The sequence below is a fragment of the Streptomyces sp. DH12 genome (assembly GCF_020873895.1).
Lineage (GTDB): Bacteria > Actinomycetota > Actinomycetes > Streptomycetales > Streptomycetaceae > Streptomyces.
The window spans coordinates 48,899-68,760 of record NZ_JAHWGT010000024.1 but is presented as its reverse complement, the minus strand read 5'-3'; the positions used below and the strand labels follow the sequence as shown (position 1 = coordinate 68,760).

General features: G+C 67.9%; 11 protein-coding genes and 4 pseudogenes. 7 read left to right on the top strand and 8 right to left on the bottom strand.

Annotation, left to right across the window (positions count from 1 at the left end; genetic code table 11):
* Positions 1-19 precede the first annotated feature (19 nt).
* Together greA and LPA54_RS22070 are read right to left on the bottom strand one after the other, a co-directional pair.
* Positions 20-517, bottom strand: coding sequence for a transcription elongation factor GreA (gene greA / locus LPA54_RS22075; protein WP_228980467.1), 498 nt, complete (start codon positions 515-517; stop codon positions 20-22).
* A gap of 188 nt (positions 518-705) precedes the next feature.
* Positions 706-1,107: a DUF4307 domain-containing protein gene (locus tag LPA54_RS22070; RefSeq protein WP_228980466.1), complete on the bottom strand. Its 402-nt coding sequence runs from the start codon at positions 1,105-1,107 to the stop codon at positions 706-708.
* Positions 1,108-1,205: 98 nt separating this feature from the next.
* Between LPA54_RS22070 and mca the strand changes: the two genes are divergently transcribed.
* Together mca and LPA54_RS22060 are read left to right on the top strand one after the other, a co-directional pair.
* On the top strand, positions 1,206-2,087 hold the full coding sequence (gene mca, locus LPA54_RS22065) for a mycothiol conjugate amidase Mca (protein WP_228980465.1): 882 nt from the start codon (positions 1,206-1,208) through the stop codon (positions 2,085-2,087).
* The gene (locus LPA54_RS22060) at positions 2,080-2,313 is read left to right on the top strand and encodes a hypothetical protein (protein ID WP_228980464.1); all 234 of its coding nucleotides are present in this window, start codon (positions 2,080-2,082) and stop codon (positions 2,311-2,313) included. Before mca ends, LPA54_RS22060 begins: the two co-directional genes overlap by 8 nt.
* A 66-nt stretch (positions 2,314-2,379) precedes the next feature.
* Here the strand turns inward: LPA54_RS22060 and LPA54_RS22055 are convergent.
* The 5 genes and pseudogenes from LPA54_RS22055 to LPA54_RS22035 all read right to left on the bottom strand — a co-directional run.
* Positions 2,380-2,724 (bottom strand): annotated as a pseudogene (locus LPA54_RS22055) (Uma2 family endonuclease); the annotation flags it as partial.
* Positions 2,725-2,955: 231 nt separating this feature from the next.
* Complete coding sequence (locus LPA54_RS22050) at positions 2,956-4,056, bottom strand: DNA helicase (protein WP_228980463.1); 1,101 nt, start codon at positions 4,054-4,056, stop codon at positions 2,956-2,958.
* Entirely contained in the window at positions 4,053-5,936 is a 1,884-nt protein-coding gene (locus LPA54_RS22045; protein WP_308112883.1) for a DUF1998 domain-containing protein, read from the bottom strand. The genes LPA54_RS22050 and LPA54_RS22045 overlap by 4 nt, the downstream gene beginning before the upstream one ends.
* 5 nt (positions 5,937-5,941) lie before the next feature.
* Positions 5,942-9,100: a helicase-related protein gene (locus tag LPA54_RS22040; RefSeq protein WP_228980462.1), complete on the bottom strand. Its 3,159-nt coding sequence runs from the start codon at positions 9,098-9,100 to the stop codon at positions 5,942-5,944.
* Positions 9,097-10,713 (bottom strand): nuclease-related domain-containing DEAD/DEAH box helicase, encoded by a 1,617-nt coding sequence (locus LPA54_RS22035; RefSeq protein WP_228980457.1) that lies wholly within the window; start codon positions 10,711-10,713, stop codon positions 9,097-9,099. The genes LPA54_RS22040 and LPA54_RS22035 overlap by 4 nt, the downstream gene beginning before the upstream one ends.
* A 142-nt stretch (positions 10,714-10,855) precedes the next feature.
* Between LPA54_RS22035 and LPA54_RS22030 the strand changes: the two are divergent.
* The 4 genes and pseudogenes from LPA54_RS22030 to LPA54_RS22015 all read left to right on the top strand — a co-directional run.
* Positions 10,856-12,067 (top strand): annotated as a pseudogene (locus LPA54_RS22030) (RNA polymerase sigma factor RpoD/SigA); the annotation flags it as partial.
* A gap of 309 nt (positions 12,068-12,376) precedes the next feature.
* Positions 12,377-14,278, top strand: a pseudogene (locus LPA54_RS22025) (transcriptional regulator); the annotation flags it as partial.
* A complete protein-coding gene (locus LPA54_RS22020) occupies positions 14,275-15,267 on the top strand; it encodes a hypothetical protein (RefSeq protein WP_228980455.1) in 993 nt (330 codons plus the stop codon). The pseudogene LPA54_RS22025 and the gene LPA54_RS22020, both read left to right, overlap by 4 nt.
* Positions 15,264-16,151, top strand: a complete 888-nt coding sequence (locus LPA54_RS22015) for a DUF6339 family protein (protein ID WP_228980453.1) — start codon at positions 15,264-15,266, stop codon at positions 16,149-16,151. The genes LPA54_RS22020 and LPA54_RS22015 overlap by 4 nt, the downstream gene beginning before the upstream one ends.
* Here the strand turns inward: LPA54_RS22015 and LPA54_RS22010 are convergent.
* A complete protein-coding gene (locus LPA54_RS22010; RefSeq protein ID WP_228980450.1) occupies positions 16,120-17,430 on the bottom strand; it encodes a DNA cytosine methyltransferase in 1,311 nt (436 codons plus the stop codon). The two genes, LPA54_RS22015 and LPA54_RS22010, sit on opposite strands and share 32 nt — an antisense overlap.
* Before the next feature lie 436 nt (positions 17,431-17,866).
* Between LPA54_RS22010 and LPA54_RS22005 the strand changes: the two are divergent.
* Positions 17,867-19,855, top strand: a pseudogene (locus LPA54_RS22005) (thioredoxin domain-containing protein); the annotation flags it as partial.
* Between the last annotated feature and the right edge of the window lie 7 nt (positions 19,856-19,862).

Sequence of the window (19,862 nt, the reverse complement as noted above, 5' to 3'; positions counted from 1 at the left end):
GTCCGTACCGCTCGGGCCGTCAGCCCGAGTACGGCTTCGCGTCCAGGATGCGGACCGAGGCCTTCTTGCCGTTGGGCAGCTCGTACTCGGCGTCCTCGCCGACCTTCTTGCCGTTCACGCCCGACCCCAGCGGGGACTGCGGGGAGTACGTCTCGATGTCGGAGCTCGCGTACTCGCGGGAGGCGAGCAGGAACACCAGCGTGTCGTCCTCGTCGCCGTCGAAGGCGATCGTCACGACCATGCCGGGGGCGACCACGCCGCTCACCGCGGGGGCCTCGCCCACCTTCGCGTGCTCCAGGAGCTGGGTGAGCTGGCGGACGCGCAGCTCCTGCTTCCCCTGCTCCTCCTTGGCCGCGTGGTACCCGCCGTTCTCCCGCAGGTCGCCCTCCTCGCGCGCCGCCGCGATCTTGGCAGCGATCTCGGTTCGCGCGGGACCCGACAGGTACTCCAGCTCGGCCTTGAGCTGGTTGTACGCCTCCTGGGTGAGCCAGGTGACGTTGTCGCTGGTCTGGGTCACAGGTGCTCCTCGTCGGTGCTGGGAATACAAAGCATCGCCCTACCAGAAGCATGCAGCCTCAACCGGAGGGCGAAACCACGAGCCTAACAATTACGTGCCCGAAGGGGGAGGACGAATGTCATGGAACCGAGGACTCCGCAGGTCACCCCCGGGCGGTGGGGCCGGCCACCGGCGTGTGCGGGCGCGGGTCAGTCCGAGGTGCAGCCGACCACCTGGGCGGCGGTGGCGAGCTCCGTGGTGCGCACGGTGACCACCTCGTCGACGCGGGTCGCCGGCTGGTCGAAGCGGACCTCCTTGCGCCCCACCTCGGCGCCGCTCTCCGCGAGGGCGCGGACCGTGCAGAAGCCCTTGGCGCCGTCGTGCTTGCGCACCTCCAGGTGCACGTCCACCCGGCCGGCGTCGACGGTGTCGAACTTGATCAGCTCGGCGCTGACCTTCTCACCGGCCACGTAGTCGTAGCCGAACCAGGCGACCATGGCGACGAACAGGGCGCCCAGCACCGCGCCGACGATCTTGAGTCCGCGGTCCGCGCGCGCGTCCGCCGCGCGGCCGTACCGGCCCTCCGGGGGCCGCTCGTCGGTCCCGCCCATGATCGTTCCTCTCGTACGCCGAACGACGGAATATCCGCTGCGTCGATTCCGTCACTATAGAAGCCGAGCGACCCTGACCAATCATTGAGGATCCCGTCTTGACTGAGCAGCTGCGACTGATGGCAGTGCACGCGCACCCCGACGACGAGTCGAGCAAGGGCGCGGCGACCATGGCCAAGTACGTGTCCGAGGGGGTGGACGTGCTCGTGGTCACGTGCACGGGCGGCGAGCGCGGCTCCGTCCTCAACCCCAAGCTCCAGGGCGACCCGTACATCGAGGAGAACATCCACGAGGTGCGCCGCAAGGAGATGGACGAGGCGCGGGCGATCCTGGGCGTCGCACAGGAGTGGCTCGGCTTCGTCGACTCCGGCCTGCCCGAGGGCGACCCGCTGCCCCCGCTGCCGCAGGGGTGCTTCGCCTTGGAGGACGTGGACGAGGCGGCCGGGCGCCTGGTCCGCTCCATCCGCGCGTTCCGCCCGCAGGTGATCACCACCTACGACGAGAACGGCGGCTACCCGCACCCCGACCACATCATGACCCACAAGATCACGATGGTGGCGTTCGACGGCGCGGCCGACGCGCAGGCGTACCCGGAGGAGGAGTTCGGCCCGCTCTGGCAGCCCCTGAAGCTCTACTACAACCAGGGCTTCAACCGCCCCCGCACCGTCGCCCTGCACGAGGCGATGGAGGCGCGCGGCCTGGAGTCGCCGTACGGGGAGTGGCTCAAGCGCTGGGACGAGTTCCAGCGCTCCGAGCGCAACCTCACCACGTACGTCCCGTGCGCGGAGTTCTTCGAGACGCGCGACAAGGCGCTGATCGCCCACCGCACGCAGATCGACCCGGACGGCGGCTGGTTCCGCGTCCCGATGGACCTCCAGCAGGAGGTCTGGCCGACCGAGGAGTACGAGCTGGCGAAGTCGCTCGTCGGCACGTCCCTCCCCGAGAGCGACCTCTTCGCGGGCATCCGGGACAATGCCTGACATGAGCGCACACCAGGCACTGACCCAGCTCGTCCCGCTCGCCGCCGAGCTGGACAAGAACAAGGTGACCCCCGGCGTCCTCGGCTTCGTCGTCTTCGCCGTCATGGCCGTGGCCGTGTGGGCCCTGATGAAGTCGATGAACCGGCACATGAACCGGGTGGACTTCGAGGAGGCCCCCGAGCGGGGCGCCACCACCACCGGCAAGGCGCCCGCCGCGCAGGAGTGACCGCCGCGCGGACGTGACCGCGGCCGAAGCCGGCGCCGGGGGCCCACCCGCCCCGGCGCCGGCGCGGACGCCGACCTTGGCGTACTGGTCGGCCTTCACGATCCGGTCCGTGACCTCCGCGTCCAGGAGTACGGGCTCGGGGCGGGCGGGCGCGAGACCGATGGTCTCCGGCCGGCGGACGATGACGTCCGGGCGGCGGTTGCCGAGCGGAACGTCCTACAGCCGGACGTCGAAGTGCGTGTCGGCGTTCCAGTTCGGGCTTGCGGCCGCACCAGGGCGTTGGCCGGGATCCGGGCCAGCCGATTGCACCGCTTGGAGGCTGCTCGGGCTCACGACGACCATGCCGTCCACGACCTCGATGCCGGCACACTGCTCCTCGGGCCAGGAGTCGTACTGCTCCGCGCTGCTCTGGGCCTGCTCGCGTGGATGCCACCATCTCGGTGGTCATGGAGGTGCGGGTGACTCCAGCTCCTTGAGTAGAGCCCGACGGCGGCAGCGCGGATAGTCGGGTCGCTGATCGAGTGTTGACAGGTCTCGAAGATGTTGTTCGCTTCGGTGTCGGCCTGGAAGCCGCTGAACAGGTCGTCTAGGGTGGTAGGATCGCTGCGATTCGCGAACGCGAAGCTGGAGGGAGCGCCTCCGTCAGCCGTGGTGACGTGCCAGCAGGGCCTCGGGTATTGCTGCCGTAATGGGGGGCTCGTCCGTCCCGCGATGAGCGAAGTGCAGATCCTCGCGGGCTCTGGTGCAGAGTACGAGGAAGCGGAGGCGTGCCTCGACACCGGTCGGGTCCTCGGTGTAGCTGTCCAGGTCGGGAACGAAGACGCTGTCGAACTCCAAGCCCTTCACGCTCGCCGTGCTTACGATCCGGATGGGATGGGTCGAGAAGTCCATGGAGTTCCGGTAGCGGTCGTCGAAGACATAGGCCTGGGTCTTCTTGGCGAGCCCACGGGACGCCAGCCCGCCCTGGATCTCGCGGATCATCCGGCCCGACCTGCAGATGATTCCGATGCTTCGGTCCTGATGGGCGTTGAAGTACTGCGCAATCCCGGTGAGGAGCCCGTCGAGGGAGTGAGTTCGCATGACGACTGGCAGGTTGCCGGAGCGCTTCGGCAGCAAGAACCTGGTTCGGCTCTCCATGCGGAACTCCGACGCCAGCACGGCTATCTCGCGGCTGCTTCGGTGATCGTGCCGCAGTTCCAATGGGGCAGCCGGTGCGCCGAGTATTCGACAGACCTCGGACAGAGTGGACTCCTCAGTGCCGATGGGTTGGTTTTCATCCGCGAAGACCGTGACATCGGCTTTGAGGAGGCGGCAGAGGCGGTAGAAACCGGGCGGAAGGTTTTGGCCTTCGTCGACGACGAGAGAGGCCGTGACCGTGACGCCCTGCAGAATGCAGCTCCGCTGCATCTCGACCCAGTCGTAGCGCCGCTCGTCCTCGGCGGACCGTGGCGGGTCACTTCCGAACTTCTCCCGCCACAGGGCATTGAGCCACCGGGCAGTCGTAGTCACACGGGGACTGCCGGTCAGCTCCGGGGCGAGTTGCGCGATGTACTGGTGAAGAAGGTTGTATCGGGTGAGGAGGACGACCTCCCGGCCCACCGTGGCCAGCGCCCACGCGCGGTAGACGGCCGTGACGGTCTTTCCCCCACCGGGAGCACCGGTGACGACATGACTTCCCCGGAATGGAAGTTCGACCACCTTTCGCTGGTCGTCCCCGATTTCAAGCAGTGAAGGGAATCTCATGGCCCTTCCGCTGCCTCGGCCGACTCCATCATGGCCGCGCGCAGGACCTCTTGAAAGAAGCCGGGAACCTCACTGTCGCCGATCAGCAGAGTCCGGTCCAGGAGGGAGTTGTCGATTTCGCAGCAGGTCTCCGGTAGCAGGGTGCAAGCGTGGCAGGCCGCGCGGTTCAGGTTGGCCAGCGACCGGCCCGTCGAGTCGGCGCACAGTGGATCCTGTGAACACCACTGGGCCGATTCGAGCAAGCGGATCAGGGTTTCCGCCAGATAGGGTGGCCGCCCCTGGCGGACGAGCCCGCCGAGTGTCCCCTCGGTGTCCCCGGCGGCCGTGTAGATGAACACGCCGGTCTGCGGCGGATAGGTGCTTTCTGTGGGGTGGCTTCGGGCGTAGACGCGCTCTCGCAACGATGCCGCGTTGTAGCCGCTGTCGTAGGACAGCTGACGGATGAAGTGGTGGGCCAGCGTGTGCAGCATGACGAAACGTGGCAGCAGCACCGGGCCCGATTTGTCCCTCAGGCGGTCGACCTTGAACGAGGCGTCGAGGTCCCGCTCGATCCGTCGAGTCCAGAGGCGGACCGGCTCGAGCCGCTCCCAGGCCCGCAGGCGTTCCTCATCCAAGGAGACGAAGATCCCTTCGCCGTAAGTCTCCACGGCAGGCAGCCACTTTGCCCTTCTCGCGGTGTCGACCGAGACCAGGCGACCGCCCTCGTCGTTGTCGCCGGAGTGGGGTTCGTAGCGGGAGAAGCCTTCGAGCGCTCGAACCTCGCGGACCCTGTCCGCCACGACGACGGAGGCGACCCTCCGGTTCAACTCCAGCATCGAGGGAGGGGCGGTGCCGTCGATGTCGAGACGTGTCCGGCGCACGGAGAACGTCTTCGACGCGGGCACGGACTCCGGATTGGAGAAGGCCGCCCATTCGGCGATACTGAGGTGCTCGTCCGAGCCGAACGGCGAGGACGGGGCGCCCCGGTCGGAGGTGCGGCGCCCGATAGCCTCGACGAACTCCTCGGAGACCCCGGACTCGGCGGCGATGATGGCCCGGAAATGGTCGGCGATCGGACTGCCGTAGTGACTGAGGTAGTTGAGCCAAAAGCTGCTGTTGACGACCGCCTGGGTGGCGGGGTCGTGCTCCGACGGGCTGCTCGGCGCCGGGATGTCGATGGCGGAGTGGACGACCGGGAAGTAGACGTTGGCGGCACCGCGCTGTACAGCCTGTGGGGCCTCCTCACAAGGATCCGGCTCGTCGGTGTCGTCCTGCCAAGGATGAGTCCCGCGGCAGTTCATCCCCAACTTCCGCAGGACGTCCTTGTAGCTGATCCCCGCGAGATCCCGCCGGGCGTGGCAGGTCTCGCACACGACGTGCAGGGCTTCGAGACCGGACGAGTCGGGAGTGGCGAGGAACCGGAGCCGGCCGGACCGACACTGTCGTTGATCGTGCCCTTCGCTCGCAGAATGAGCCCAGCGGAACCAGTTGATGTCGGCCAGGTGGCCGGCCCGACAGACCTGGATGAAACGCATGGGCGCCAGTTTCGGCCTGCTTGGGCAGCGCCCACAGGTGGGAACCCGGTCCTTTTCCTCAAGTGAGGTCCTCCAGAACGCCATCGCTCGGCAGACGGGGCAGAAGAGCCATTTCGGGAAACGCACGTACGTGGGTCCGCTGCGGCTCGTGTAGGCCGCCTTCCCCGCCGGGATGACGGGAGCCGAGCGGAATCCGTCCACTCGCAGCTTCGCCGCAAGCCGGGGGGAGTCCACCGGCTCGGCGGTCCTGGCCCAGCTCCGGGTGTCCGCGGCCACGAAGGATTCGCCTCGGAGGTCGATGATCCCGCCCACTCCGAACGGGACGATCGTCTGCGTCCTGCGGACCTTGCGGCGGATGTCCCTCACAGCGTTCACGCTCCCCTGACCACGACGAGGCAGTCGCGGTCGACATTGCGCATCGATTGGGCCGTTTCCCACAGGCCCTCCTGCTTGCCGAAGTCGGTCAGGAGGGAGCTGTATGCGCGCCCCTGGGGACGGTAGTACAGTCGCCGGCCTTCGCCCCGCGCGCTCTCCGCCTCCTGCTGCCACTCGTCGATCCGTCTGTCCAAGTGCTCCGCAGTGGCTTCGGCCTCGTCCGGGTCGGCACGCCGGACATGATCGACGATGAGATCCCGGATCCGGGCGACCTCGTCCATGTGCTCCAGGACCTCCCCGGCCTTGTTCTCGGCGGCGAGCCCGATCCCGTGGCGCACGAGAATGGTGAGGACGGCATGCAAGGCGCGATCGCGGGACGGGAGCGACCAAGGGGTGACGCTGGTGGGTTCGACGTGCCGGTAGAGCGAACGGTGGTAGACGCCGAACGACTCGTAGTGGGAGCGGTCGCGAGGCTTGGTCGATCGGAACAACGTCACGATCAGTCCCGGTACGTCGCGTCGGCCCACGCGACTGGTGGCCTGGATGTACTCGGAAGTGGTCTTCGGTTGTCCGTTCATGAGCATCAGACCGAGCCGGGGAACGTCGACACCGACCGACAGCATGTTGGTGGTGGCGAGGAATGACACACTGCCCTGTTCCCCGAACCGCCTTCCCAGCCGATCGAGCAGCCGCGGTTGGTCGGCTCGCGGTACGTTGCTGGTGAGTTCGACCACCGAGTCGTCGTCCAGCCGGCGGCGGCGAGATTCGTCCTTGGTCAGGTGCTCCAACCGGGCGGGGATGTCGTCTCGCGCGATCGTGACCGTCCGGCCGAGCTCCCTCAGGCTGTTGTGGTAGGCCACCATGGTCCAGTAGGCGTCCCTCCGCACCTCGTCGTCTCCCAGGTCCATCGGCGCCTGGAGGCCGGCGGCGCCCACGTGGACGGTCGCCGTGGAAGCGGTGTGCCCCTGGGCCATCACGCCGACGTACAGGCGCCCGGGCTTCTCATCGTCGGGTGAGGCGAAATAGGAGTGACCCGCCTCGAGACCCGCGGGTGGGAACAGTTGTACGGGGCGACCATAGAGGCGTTGGATCTGGTCCTGCGAGCGCCGGATCGTCGCCGTGGACGCGATGACCTTGGGTGCCGTGCCCTGCCAGGAGCAGAGTTCGAGGATGGCGGATTCGTACAGTCCGACCGTGGTACCCAGCGGACCCGCCAGCAGGTGCAGCTCGTCTTGGATCACCAGTGAAGGCGCGCGCCTGCCGTCCCTGCCGAAGAGATTACCGGCCTCGGACTCCCAAGCCAGGCGTGCGAACTTGTCCACGGTGCCGAGCACGAAGGTCGGCGGTTCCCGATAGATCTGCTCGTCCACCACGGTGACAGGCAGCCGATCGTGGAAGACGCACGACCGCCGTGGACAGAAGAACCAGGTCTCGCCCCCGTCTGCGTGGATGCCGAAGTCCTCTCCACGACCGCTGCGTTCAGGGACTATCTCTGTGCCGCACCAGGGGCAGCGCTCGAGCAGGAAGCGGTCGTCCGGCTCGGGCGACTGCTTCAGGGTGTCGAGTTCCTGCTCAGCGGCGGAGATCCTGTTCGGTGTCGTCTCTTGGCCGACCCAAAGCCCGATACTGATGGGTTCCTGTCCGAGGTCACGGCGCACCCCACCGTCGTGCCCGGCTCTTATGTACTCCAGCGCGCAAATCGCGGTGGCCGTGCGCTGAAACTGCTGCGTGGTCAGCAGGCTGAGCGTGTACCGGCTCAGCACCGCCGTGCCTCCGCCCGCGGCACCATACTGGAGCCGACGGCGGAGGATCTCGAAGCAGGCGGTGAACAGGTAGGTCTCGGTCTTGCCGCCACCGGTCGGGAACCAGATGAGGTCGACCGTCCGCCGGTCCTCATGTTCCGGGATCATCAGGCTCTCGACCACGAGCAGGAAGTAGGCAAGCTGGAACGGGTGCCAGGCGTAGTCGGTGGGAGGCTCGGTGAGCTCGACCACTTCGCTGTTCCTGCGCCTGCGAGTGCCCGCCAGCTCGGGGCGGCTGTGGAGCATCTGAAGCGCCATGGCCCGGTTGGCCAGGCGGAAGGCTTCCCGTGCCAGCTCCCCGGTGGGCGTCGACGAGGTGAGGGCGGTCACTCCGGCGGTCATCCGGTCGAGCGCCGCGCCGATCCGCCCCAGCAGGCGCCCGGCGGGAGCGGCTGCCCACCTCGGCAACGACTCGGCTTTGGACTGCTGTGTCTCGAACCACTCGTGGTACCCGAGGACGAACGAGGTGAGCCCCTCCCGCAGATCCTCGACCGTGAGGTCGGGATTCGACAGGTGCGCGAGGTTGAGGACCGGAAGGTCCCGGGGACCGTCGGGCTTGATGTGCGCGACAACCTGTTCCGGCATGACCTCCGTACGCAGGGCGGTCACGGGGCCGGAGCTGTCGTCCCACACGACGGCACATCCGTGCCCCACGGCACGGGTGATGATGTGCCGGTATTGGACGCGCAGTTCCTGCTCCTCCTGGTCTCGACTGTTGAGGCGGGTGCTCGGGTACTCGAGCACGGTGCCGTCGCTCGTGGTAGCGCGGAGCGACACCTGGAAAAGCATCAACTCCCGGTCCTTGTGGCGGCTCTCCTCTTCCTTGTGCGCGTTGGACAGCACACAGGTGACGAGGTGCCCGGCGCCGAAGCTGCGCCAGCGGACGTGGAGCAGGCCGTGTCCATCCAAGCAAGTGACCGGAGAGTCGGATCCGAGCTCCACGGTCTCGGTCGTCGAGAGCCGCGGCTGGCGCTTCCAGCTGCGGCGACCTCCCTCACGGAGTGTCAGGTAGCGCGAGGCCTCGCAGACGATCTCGATCCGACGGGCGTCGGTGAAGAAGGAGAAGCCGAGGGAGGAGGGGAGCCAGGCATTGGCCTCGGCGACCGGATCGTCGGCGAAGCCATCCTCCTCGCCCGACCCGGCCTCGGACTCGTCAAAGCTTTCCTCTCCCTCCGCCGCCGCGTGTTCGAGCATGGAGGAGCCGCGCGGATACAGCGTGCCCATCAGATACCGGCGGTCCGGCGGATCGACGAGGTGTTCCTCCTCCTCGGGTCCAGGACCCACCAGCTGGCGGCGGAGGTAGGAAACGTAGGCATTCCGGTAGGCGGAGAGTGACGGCTCGGCGTCGGTCACTTCGGTGCTCCCCCGCGGGTGATCACGGCCACTCCCAGATCGCCGAGCCGTTTCCTGACACCTGGCCGACAGGCGATCCAGAGCTGCGCCCGAGCCCTGGTACAGGCGACGTACAACGCATCGAGCCGGCCGTCCAAGTGCTGAGGCTCGAAATCGATAAGACAGACGACGTGGTTCTCATGTCCTTTGAAGTCGGCGAGGGACGACCAGGTGAGTCTGCGCCTGGTACGAGCGGAGCCGACCACGTCGGTGAAGCGTTCGATCTTGGACGCGCGCTGGGAGAAGCGGGCGGAGCTCGACTCCCAGTTGCCCGCGACCGACAGCAGGGTGATGTCCTGCGGCGAGACCTCCTGCTGCAGCAGGTCGTTCACGTAGGCGTCAAGGAGCACGGCCTCGTCACGCACGTCCCGGACGTTTTGAAAGAAGGGACGCTCCCCTTCACCGGCCGAGGCGACACCCAGATCGGCGCCTGTGTACGCCTGAACCTCCTTGACGATCTGCACGGTGTTGCGGCAGTTGCGCTTCATCGGCCCGTACACCGTGCTTATGCCACGCAGGTAATCCCATGCCTCGGGGTCGAAGGTAGTCGGGGAGAGCACTTGGTTGTTCTGGTCCAACATGAAGATCCATCGACCCCGTTCGAGTCCGCCCGCCGACAGACTGTCCAGGACACCGAGCCTGTCGAAGGTCATCAGATCCTGGGCCTCGTCGACGACCAGCTGGTCGAAGGTCCGACCCTGGACCTCCGCCAACCGATCGAACGGCAGAACGGTGACCGGGTGGTCGGAAAGGATCCGGGCCAGATGGCTGGTCAGGGTGGGGCTAGCGGCGGTGAAGAGGACGCTGCCGGTGGCGGAGCTGCGTCGTGCGGCCTCGGCCGCCAGAAAAGTCTTGCCGGTGCCGGCGCCCCCGGTCCAGACGAGGCGCGGGTTCGACTCCAGCTCGTCGAGCCTGTCCAGCTGTTCCTCGGTGAGGCGCTCGAAGGCCACATCCAGGTCTGTCAGCCGGGCGCGCAGGTTCGGTACGAGGTCGAAGTCCGGGCGCACCGCCTTGAGTATTCTCGCGCGAAGCGGTGCCGGTACGGTGCTCTCGGCCCACGAGTTGCGTGTGCGCCAGAAGCGGGTGGCCCGGGCGATGCCCTCGGCCAACCCGCGGCCGCCAGCGTAGGCCCTGCTGCCCAAATACTGTTCCGGCTCGAACTCAGTGGTCCGGTCGAGGTCGACGTCCGGCGTGATCACCAGGTACCCACTCGGGACCTTGAGCGTGCGCAGATCGCCGACGCGCTCGCCAAGCTGTCGCTCGAACGAGTGCATGCCCCCGCTCGCCTGGGCGAAGGGGCTCTCGCCGGGTCGCTCGTTGGCACTGGACGGCCCGTAGTACCACTTGCCGTCCTGTTGGCGGACCCGGCCGCCCTTGACCTCGATGAAGAGCAACAGCTCCGGCATGATGACGACGAAGTCGATCTCGCCGACTCGCTTCCGGGCATGTCGTGGGAGGTGGACCGAGTGCAGCGCGACGCTCTGGGTGTCCGGGATCGCCTTGAGCGCCGCGAAGACGCTGCGCTCCGCCTGGCTGCGCGTGCTGTTCGAGATCCCACTCGGGACGATCCGCATCAACTCTCCCCACCCTCACCCTGCTGATCTTCAACATACCGACTTCCGGCCCCGGGGTGCGGGCTGTGGCGAAGAGTGGTGGCAGTAGCGGTCGGTTGAGTGGTGGACTACGGACGGACACGGACGAGTGGGCGAGGTGATCATGGTGAGCGGTGGTGCATCCGGTGAGCGGATTCATGACCTCGACCGGGCCTTCCTCGTTGGTCTGATCGGTCGGTTCCAAGCGGAAGGGGCGGACGCCAGATCCGCGCTGGCACAGGTGGTGATGGCTGCGCGCCTGGACGAGGAACAAGCTGTCGACCTGTGGGAGTCGGTTGCCAGGAGCCGGGTGGACTCCGCCCACGACGAGGGGAAGCGGTTCGGGTCCGGGCCCGGGGAACGGTCCGAAGCGGTGTTCGTCGAGGTCGTGGAGGGCGCCGCCCCATCGGGCGTCGAGGAGGAGACTCCGGACCTCGACCAGTTCCGGGGTACGGTGCGTGTCCACGACCTGGGAGCGGCCCGCCGTCGGGCCCGGGCTGTGCTCCGCGCCGATCGAAGACGCCTGAATCCGGACGTGCATCTGTTGAACGCGGAGGAGGAGGTGGGTCTCTCCCTGCTATTCCGCGACGGCATCGCGGCGGAGGAGGACCTGCCGGAGGGCTACGTCGCTACTCTCGCACGCGACGGCGAGCCGTATCAGGCATTTTCCGCGCTGATCGCCCACAACCGCCGGTTGGTTGTGAAGACTGTACTGACGCTGGGCTACCGGGCGGATCACCCCGACCACGAGGATCTCGTGCAGCACGGCGTGATCGGCCTGATCCGGGCCGTGGAAAAGTTCGACATCTCCGTCGGGTGCAAGTTCTCGACCTACGCCACCTGGTGGATCCGTCAGCGCATCACTCGCGCAGTGGCCGACGAAGGGTCGGTTATTCGGCTTCCGGTTCACGTATGCACCGAGATCGACAAGCTCCGGCGGAGGGAGCGGGAATTCCTCGAGCGGGGACTCCAGCCCACCGCTCTCGATCTCTCGCTCGCATGTGACCTGCCGCTGGAAAAGGTAAACGAGTATATGCGGCTCGGTGGGCGGTCGGTCTTCTCGATGGACCAGCCCGCCGGTGAGGGTGTGACGCTCGGGGAGTTGCTGGTCGTCGATACGGCATCGGTCCCAGGGCCGGAGCACGCGCTTCGGCCGTTGTTCCAACGCCAGGAACTCCTGCAATGGTTCGAGGAGTGCGGACTGGCGAAACGGGACCGGGAGGTGCTGTTTCTGCGGTTCGGATTCATCGACGGTCGGCAATGGACCCTGGACGATATCGGCAAGCGGTTCAATGTTTCACGGGAGCGCATTCGGCAGATCGAGAGCAGGGTGCTGAAGGACCTCAGGATCCTGCTTGGCCTCTGCCCCGACAATGCCGCTTCCGAACGGCGGCGGTCGAAGGCGGCCGCGAAGCGGGCGGCCCTCGAACAGGCCGCCCAGGGCGGGACTCGAGGGCGTCGCGGCGCGGTAGGCGAAGTGGATGCGAAGCGCAGTTCCAAGGGGAAAGAGGAAAGGGTGACCTCGAAGGAGACCAAGGCCGGTCCGCAGACGGCCGGGCCGACAGGCGAGCACGGTGTCGATGTCGCGGACTTCAGGGTGCCTGTGTCACCGACTACACCGGACGATTCCTCGGGTAGCGTCGATGTGCCGCCTGTCTGGTACCACCGTCCCGGTCACAAGGACGGTGGGCGGGAGTTCGGCAATGCGGCCGCGTTCGCTTTCGAGGCGGATCTGGAGGTACTGGCACGCGAAGCCACACAGAACAGTTTGGACGAGCGTGATCGGCGAAACGACCGTCCGGTCAGGGTTCGGTACACACTTCACGAGTTGACCGGGGACCATCTGGCCCGATTCCGCGACGCGATCCGTTGGGACGACCTCAGGCCGCACTACGAGGCTGCCTCCGCACAGGACCAAAAGGTCGGACGCGTCATCAGTACAGGGCTGCGCGAGATGTCCGAGCGTGAGCGGCTGGTCCTGCTCCGCATCGACGACTACAACGCGAGCGGCCTGACCGGCGACGACTACGAGGACGGCCGGTTCGCCGCCGTGGTCCGACGTCAGCTCGACAGCCGGAAGGCGGACGCCTCGGCCGGCGGCTCGTACGGCCTCGGGAAGGCGACCCTGTGGGCCACCAGTCGGCTCGGCCTCGTGCTCATGAACTCGACGCTCTCCGAACCACACGAGGGACGCACCAGGCGCCGGTTGATCGGACGGCTCGACCTGCCGTGGCGGGAGGTGGCCGGTGAGAGATTCGCGGGTCCCGCCTGGCTCGGGCAGCCCGACCCCGCGGCGGAGAACACCGGCGTCGTCCGATCCTGGTGGGCGGACGAGGAGACGGCCGAACGCCTGCACCTCACGAGGGAGCACGACGACTCCGGGACATCCTTCCTGATCGTGGGGGCGCACGACGTGGCCAGCCTCGTTGGTGCCGGACCGGAAGGTGCCGGAGACCCGAGTGACGACGAAGACAGCCTGGAACGCATGCACCAGCGTCTGGTCGGTGCGCTGGGACGTAACTTCTGGGCCGCGATGACGGACGGAGGGGACCGTTCCCCGCTTCTGGAGGCGTCGGTCCGAACGCTGCGCAACGGTGTGGCGCACATCGCGGAGGAGCGGGTCGATCCCCAGCTGCACCAGCCCGCTCGTACCCGCGCACTCCAGGCATTCCTCGCCGGTACCACGGTGGACCGGCTCACCGGTGCGGGGCAGGTGGCTCTCACCACGGTGCGCTTGAACCTCCCCGAGCGGGAGGGCATCGCCGACACGGCGGGCGAGCACCGAGCGGTGCTGCTGGTCACCGATGCCACGGACGCAGATGGCAAGATCAATCAGGTGACCGCCATGCGCGGAAACCGCATGACGGTCAGGACCAGCCGGGTGCCGGGGCTCCCGCTTGGGACCAACCCGTTCCAGGCCGTGCTGCTCGCGGGCCGGGCGGCGGGAGAGGACGCACCGTTCGCCGTCGAGGCGGAGGAGTTCCTACGTGCCTCGGAGCCGCCGGAGCACAACAAGTGGGGTCAGACTGACGAACTGAGAACGCGCTACTCGCCCTCGGCGCACCGTCGGATCGCGGCGATGACATGGGAGATCAACAAGGCGGTGCAACAGCTTGTGGCGGTCGCCAAGAAGGACAAGCGCGATGGCACAAGCAGGGTGAGCAGACGACTGAGGATCTCGGGGAAGCCAGCCGTCAAGGCCCGGGGTACGGCGACGCCGCCCAGGCTCGATGATCTGGAAGCAGTTATCGACTCGTCCGGTGCCTGGCGGATTACGGCTGTGGTCAAAGTGTCGCCGGGGGAGGAGGAGTGGGCCATGAGCCCCGTGGCGAAGGTGGAAGTGCGTTCGGGTCCGAAGCCGCTGGTTCGATGGTCCGAGCTCGCCGCCGTCAGCAATTGTGAACTGGTCGACGGCGTGCTGCGCTTCGCGCCGGGGGTGCGCCGCGCGGTGTTCCGCGGCGTCACCGACGCGTCGACGCATCCGGTACGAGCGGGGCTGGCCGGACTCGTCGTCGAACTTCAGGAGAGCAAGGAGGCCGAGGCGTGAAAGCCTACGCCTATCCACGGTTGACCGGTCCGGTGACGACCAGGGTCACCGCGGTCCGACTGCGCGGTCCGGGCGACAGCCGCGAGCACTTGGAGTCCCGTGCATGGTCGGTGGTCGAGCAGGTCGTCGCGCTCGGCATGGCAGAGCGGGACGACTGGCACACGGCCAGGCTGTCACTTGCGGTGTCGGTGCCTGCGCGGGAGATCGAGACGAGGAAGCACTGGTCGGACATCGCCGTCGTCGCCGTACTGACGGAGGGCAGCACCAACGCCCGAACGGTCGCTCGCCTGACGCCCGGAGCCGAGGGCGGTCAGGAGTGGACCGGGGAAGTCGAACTCGACCGGGACAGCCACGTCGACCGGGCGTCCCTCACCGTGTATGTGATTGCCACGGTGGGTGGTGTGGTGGGCAGGATCATCGGGTCCACCGAGAAGGAGTGGCTCGTCGACGTGATCTCCGACGCGCCGCTGAGGGACCGCGAACTGGACGTCACCGCTGTCAGTTTTGCTCGCGGCAAGGAGTGGTTGAGGCCCTTCAGGGAAGTCCCCTGGATAGTGGACATCTCCGGACGAATTCCGGCTGTGCGTCTGAACTCCGACTTTGAGGGGTTCGCGGCACTCGTCCAGAGCCCGGGTTCGAAGATGGAGACCATGGTGGGCGAAATGCTGCTGGCGCAGATGTGTGCGGAGGTGTGGACGGCGGTGTTCCATACGGCCATGGGAGACTTGGAGGTCGAGGAGGACGGGACGCCGCTCTTCCCGCCGGACTGGCGAGGCGCGGTGCTCCGCGAGATGCTGCCGGACATCGTGCCCGGGCGATCGGCCGAGGCGGCCCTGCGCGAAGTTCACAACAGGCGTGTCGGCGAAGGGGGATGGGCCGATATGCAACCACGGATCCAGTACGCCGCGGCTCGTCGAGCCGATGTCCCCAAGGCCTTGACTTCTGTTGTCCGTGATATCGAACGGTTCGAGCAGGAGGCCCACGCGTGACTTCCCGACCGGAGCACCTGCCGGAGCTGCTTGCTCTGATCTCCGATGCGCAGGCTGCCGAGTACCTGACGGCTGGGGTTCTCGCGGGGCAAGACGACGTACGTTCCATCGCCCTGAACAAGGCGGCGGAGCCGCTGCCCGGTGATGACGTGCGAGCGGAGTTGTACCGTGTCCGGGACCTGATCGACGACGCAATGGACATGTTCCGCTCCGAACGCCCGACGGCTGCGGATGCCTGGTTGGCGCCGAGGCTCCACGAAACCCTTCGGCTGACGCGGAGGGAAGCCGCGGAGAAGGGTTTCTGGACCTACCTGGCTCTCGGAGTGGCGCCCGACTACGTCGTGTGGCGTCACCTGCCCGACCCGAGGGCTGACGGGTCACCCCGTGCCGTGGCCCGGGACAGGTTCGTCGGTCCGCACTACAAGCAGGCATTCGCCAGGCTCTGGTGGACAGCCGAGCTGTTCCGTGACGGCCCGGACTACCGGCCCGTCGTCGTCGCCTGCGGAAATCAGGACATGCTCAATTCCGCGGTGCGGCTCGATGTCATCGACCACCGCCCGACCGCTCAGGCCCTGGTTCGGCTCCTGGAGCGGGGCACGGTGCGGACCGGGCGAGAGGTTAATGCGTTGATGCCGGCGATCAACGCCGCAGCGGTCACCCTGATGTACGACGTCATCGCCCCCGACGTCGATCGCGACGGAGAAGCAGTGCGTGAGTGGATCGAGGGAGCGGCTTCCGCTCTGCCTGCTCCGCGGAACACCTTGCCGGACGGACCGGAGGAGGAAGGGGTGCCGGACGACGCGGTGCGGTACCTGGTCGCCCACTTCGAGGAACTGTTCGCCGACGTGTCGGTCAGAGGGCGGGCTTCCGGCGAGCCCGGCTGACCTTATGGCTGCCCTCGGGGCATCGGGTTCGGTCACCGCACCCGATGTCACGGAGTCGAGCGGTCAGTTCGGGGCTCACCTCCCGCCAGGTAGTCGAGTCCGCCAGCTGAGCCTTCGACGGAGCAGTACCGCTCAGGGCACTGCTGAGGACGTGCATGCCGAGCCGGGGTGGCACGGCGTTTCCGACCTGCTGCGCCTGGTCGTTGCCCGACCAGGGAAAGTTGTGCGGGAAGGTCTGAAGGACCCCGGACTCAGCGATCGTGAAACGGTCGAATCTGTTTTCGTCGAAATCTGCCTGAGTCCTGAAGATCTTGTTGCGGGACACCTTGCCGGTGACGGTGAAAGCGGGTTCGGAGGAAAGCCGCCGACCGCGCTTTTTGGGGTCGCCGTTCGATCCGTAGTTGGATACGACGAAGAACTTTGTGTCACCCTCGGTACGGAACCTGGACATGTCGACTGACGATTCTGGCAGGGCGTCAGCGGCATCGAGCGCCTTTGCCATGGAGACCCAGGTGTCCTTGGCGGAGGATTTGGTCTGGAATGCTTCCGTCTGGCCCGTATTACTCCCTCTGCGACGTACGTCGAAGGGGCGGTTTGTCGGGTCGGGTGGTGAGACGGCGCCGGAGCCTACGAGGCGCGCGACGAGCACCGCTCGAGTGCGTGTCTGTGGGACTCCGAATTGTTCGGTCTTCAATTCCCAGCAGTCCGCGTCATACTTGACGCCTCGGAGTCGTCCTTCGCCACTGCGCAGAAGCTGGGCGTAGACATCCCACAAGGGCAGGACCGCCGGCACCTGTTCCAGGACGATGACTCTGTACGGGTCACGGCCGTCCGTCTCTATTGCCTTGAGGAGCCAGCGGAGGGGTTCCAACACCAGTGCGGTGCGTGGATCCACGTTGAGGGAGTGCAGGTCCTCATCGATCCGGGATTCTTCCTCGCTGGAGACGAGTCGGCGGATGAACTCTTTCACGGTTTCGAGCGCTGCCCTTCCGGCACCACGCCCCGCCACGGAGAAAGACTGGCACGGGGGCCCGCCGGCCAACACGTCCACTGACTGGGGGATCTCGTCGAAACGTGTTTGACGCATGACGCTGACATCGGCGTGGATCGTCGGCAGGCCGGCCGCGTAACGGGTTTCGCAAGCGTTCCGATCCCATTCGATGCCGATACTCTTGTACCCCAGGAAGTGTGCGGCCACATCAAGGCCACCGGGACCGGCGAAAAGGTCCAGGATGCGGACGCCATCGAGAGGGTCAATCTGTGTTCCTGGGGTGCTCATGGGGCTGAAGTCTATCTGCCCGCCACGACCGCTCGGCTGTTGCGTCGGTCGGCTGGTCGTGAGCAATGGCGTGCGCTGAGCGGCAGGTGCCCTCGCGCTGTCCAGCCCGCAATACCGGAGCTGTGCTCCGTGTGGTGTCCCGTCAGCGAGCCTGTCCGTGCGAGCTGCCTTGTGCTCCTCCATGGCGGGCCTGCTCGGCAGCGTCCTGGGGTATCAGGCGACCTGGTACCTCGGGATCCCCTCCAGTCCCTGGTGGCGAAGGTATTCGTGCCCCGCTGCTCTCTCGCTCGTGCGCACGGTCGCGGGCGTGCGCTGCACGCGTCAGGCGTGGTGATGCGAATCGTTGCGAGGCAGCGTTGGTCCGCTGAGATGAGGGGTCCGGCCGGAGTCGCAGATGCCGTAGGTCGGAAGGGCTTGATCGTGCGACGATGGCGGTATGAACCGACTCGCGACCGCGACGTCGCCTTACCTGCTCCAGCACGCCTCCAATCCCGTCGACTGGTGGCCCTGGACGCCGGAGGCGTTCGAGGAGGCGCGACGGCGGGACGTGCCCGTTCTGCTGTCGGTCGGGTACTCGGCGTGCCACTGGTGCCACGTCATGGCGCACGAGTCCTTCGAGGACGAGAAGACCGCGGCCTACCTCAACGAGCACTTCGTCCCCGTCAAGGTCGACCGCGAGGAGCGGCCCGACGTGGACGCCGTGTACATGGAGGCCGTGCAGGCCGCCACCGGGCACGGCGGCTGGCCGATGACCGTCTTCATGACCCCGGACGCCGAGCCCTTCTACTTCGGTACGTACTTCCCGCCCGAGCCGCGCCACGGGTCCCCGTCCTTCGGGCAGGTCCTGGAGGGCGTCGCGGTGGCCTGGCGGGACCGGCGCGACGAGGTGGGGGAGGTCGCGGGGAACATCGTGCGCGAGCTGTCCGGCCGGTCGCTCGCGGTCGCCGGCGAGGGCGTGCCCGGTGAGCAGGAGCTCGCCCAGGCGCTCCTGGGCCTCACCCGGGAGTACGACGAGCAGCACGGCGGCTTCGGCGGGGCGCCGAAGTTCCCGCCGTCGATGACCGTGGAGTTCCTGCTGCGCCACCACGCCCGCACCGGCGCCGAGGGCGCCCTGGAGATGGCCGCCGACACGTGCGAGGCGATGGCGCGCGGCGGCATCTACGACCAGCTGGGCGGCGGCTTCGCCCGGTACTCCGTGGACCGCGAGTGGGTGGTGCCCCACTTCGAGAAGATGCTGTACGACAACGCCCTGCTGTGCCGTGCCTACGCGCACCTGTGGCGGACCACGGGGAGCGACCTCGCCCGGCGGGTCGCCCTGGAGACGGCCGACTTCATGGTGCGCGAGCTGCGCACCGCGGAGGGCGGCTTCGCGTCCGCGCTGGACGCGGACTCCGACGACGGCACGGGCCGGCACGTCGAGGGCGCGTACTACGTGTGGACGCCCGCGCAGCTGCGCGAGGTGCTGGGCGAGGACGACGCCGCGTACGCCGCCCACCACTACGGCGTCACCGAGGAGGGCACCTTCGAGGAGGGCGCCTCCGTGCTGCGGCTGCCGCGGGACGCCGGGCCGGTGGACGCCGAGCGGCTCGGCCGGATCCGCGAGCGGCTGCTCGCGGCGCGCGCGGAGCGGGCCCGGCCCGGACGCGACGACAAGGTCGTCGCCGCGTGGAACGGCCTGGCCGTCGCCGCGCTCGCCGAGACCGGCGCGTACTTCGACCGGCCCGACCTCGTCGAGCGGGCCACCGAGGCCGCCGACCTGCTGGTGCGGCTCCACCTCGACGAGGCGGGGCGGCTCGCGCGGACGTCGAGGGACGGGCGGCGCGGCGCGAACGCCGGGGTGCTGGAGGACTACGGGGACGTCGCGGAGGGCTTCCTCGCGCTGGCGGCGGTCACCGGCGAGGGCGTCTGGCTGGACTTCGCGGGCTTCCTCCTCGACCACGTGCTGGACCGCTTCACCGGCGAGGGCGGGCAGCTGTACGACACCGCCCACGACGCCGAGACGCTGATCCGCCGCCCGCAGGACCCCACCGACAACGCCGCGCCGTCCGGGTGGACCGCCGCGGCCGGGGCGCTGCTGTCGTACGCGGCGCAGACCGGCTCGGAGGCCCACCGGACCGCCGCGGAGAAGGCACTCGGCGTGGTGCGGGCGCTGGGTCCCCGCGCGCCCCGGTTCGTCGGCTGGGGGCTGGCGGTGGCGGAGGCGCTGCTGGACGGCCCGCGGGAGATCGCGGTCGCCGGTCCGCGCGGCGAGGACGCCACCCGCGCGCTGCACCGGGCCGCGCTGCTCGGCACGGCGCCGGGCGCGGTGGTCGCCGTGGGGGAGCCGGACGGCGAGGAGTTCCCGCTGCTGCGCGACCGGCCCCTGGTCGACGGGCGGCCCGCGGCGTACGTGTGCCGCCACTTCACCTGCGACGCCCCGACGACATACGGGG

Coding starts and splice junctions, on each gene's coding strand:
- LPA54_RS22070 (WP_228980466.1), bottom strand. CDS start 1,107: ATGGGCGGGACCGACGAGCGGCCCCCGGAGGGCCGGTACGGCCGCGCG.
- LPA54_RS22060 (WP_228980464.1), top strand. CDS start 2,080: ATGCCTGACATGAGCGCACACCAGGCACTGACCCAGCTCGTCCCGCTC.
- LPA54_RS22050 (WP_228980463.1), bottom strand. CDS start 4,056: ATGAGATTCCCTTCACTGCTTGAAATCGGGGACGACCAGCGAAAGGTG.
- LPA54_RS22035 (WP_228980457.1), bottom strand. CDS start 10,713: ATGCGGATCGTCCCGAGTGGGATCTCGAACAGCACGCGCAGCCAGGCG.
- LPA54_RS22010 (WP_228980450.1), bottom strand. CDS start 17,430: ATGAGCACCCCAGGAACACAGATTGACCCTCTCGATGGCGTCCGCATC.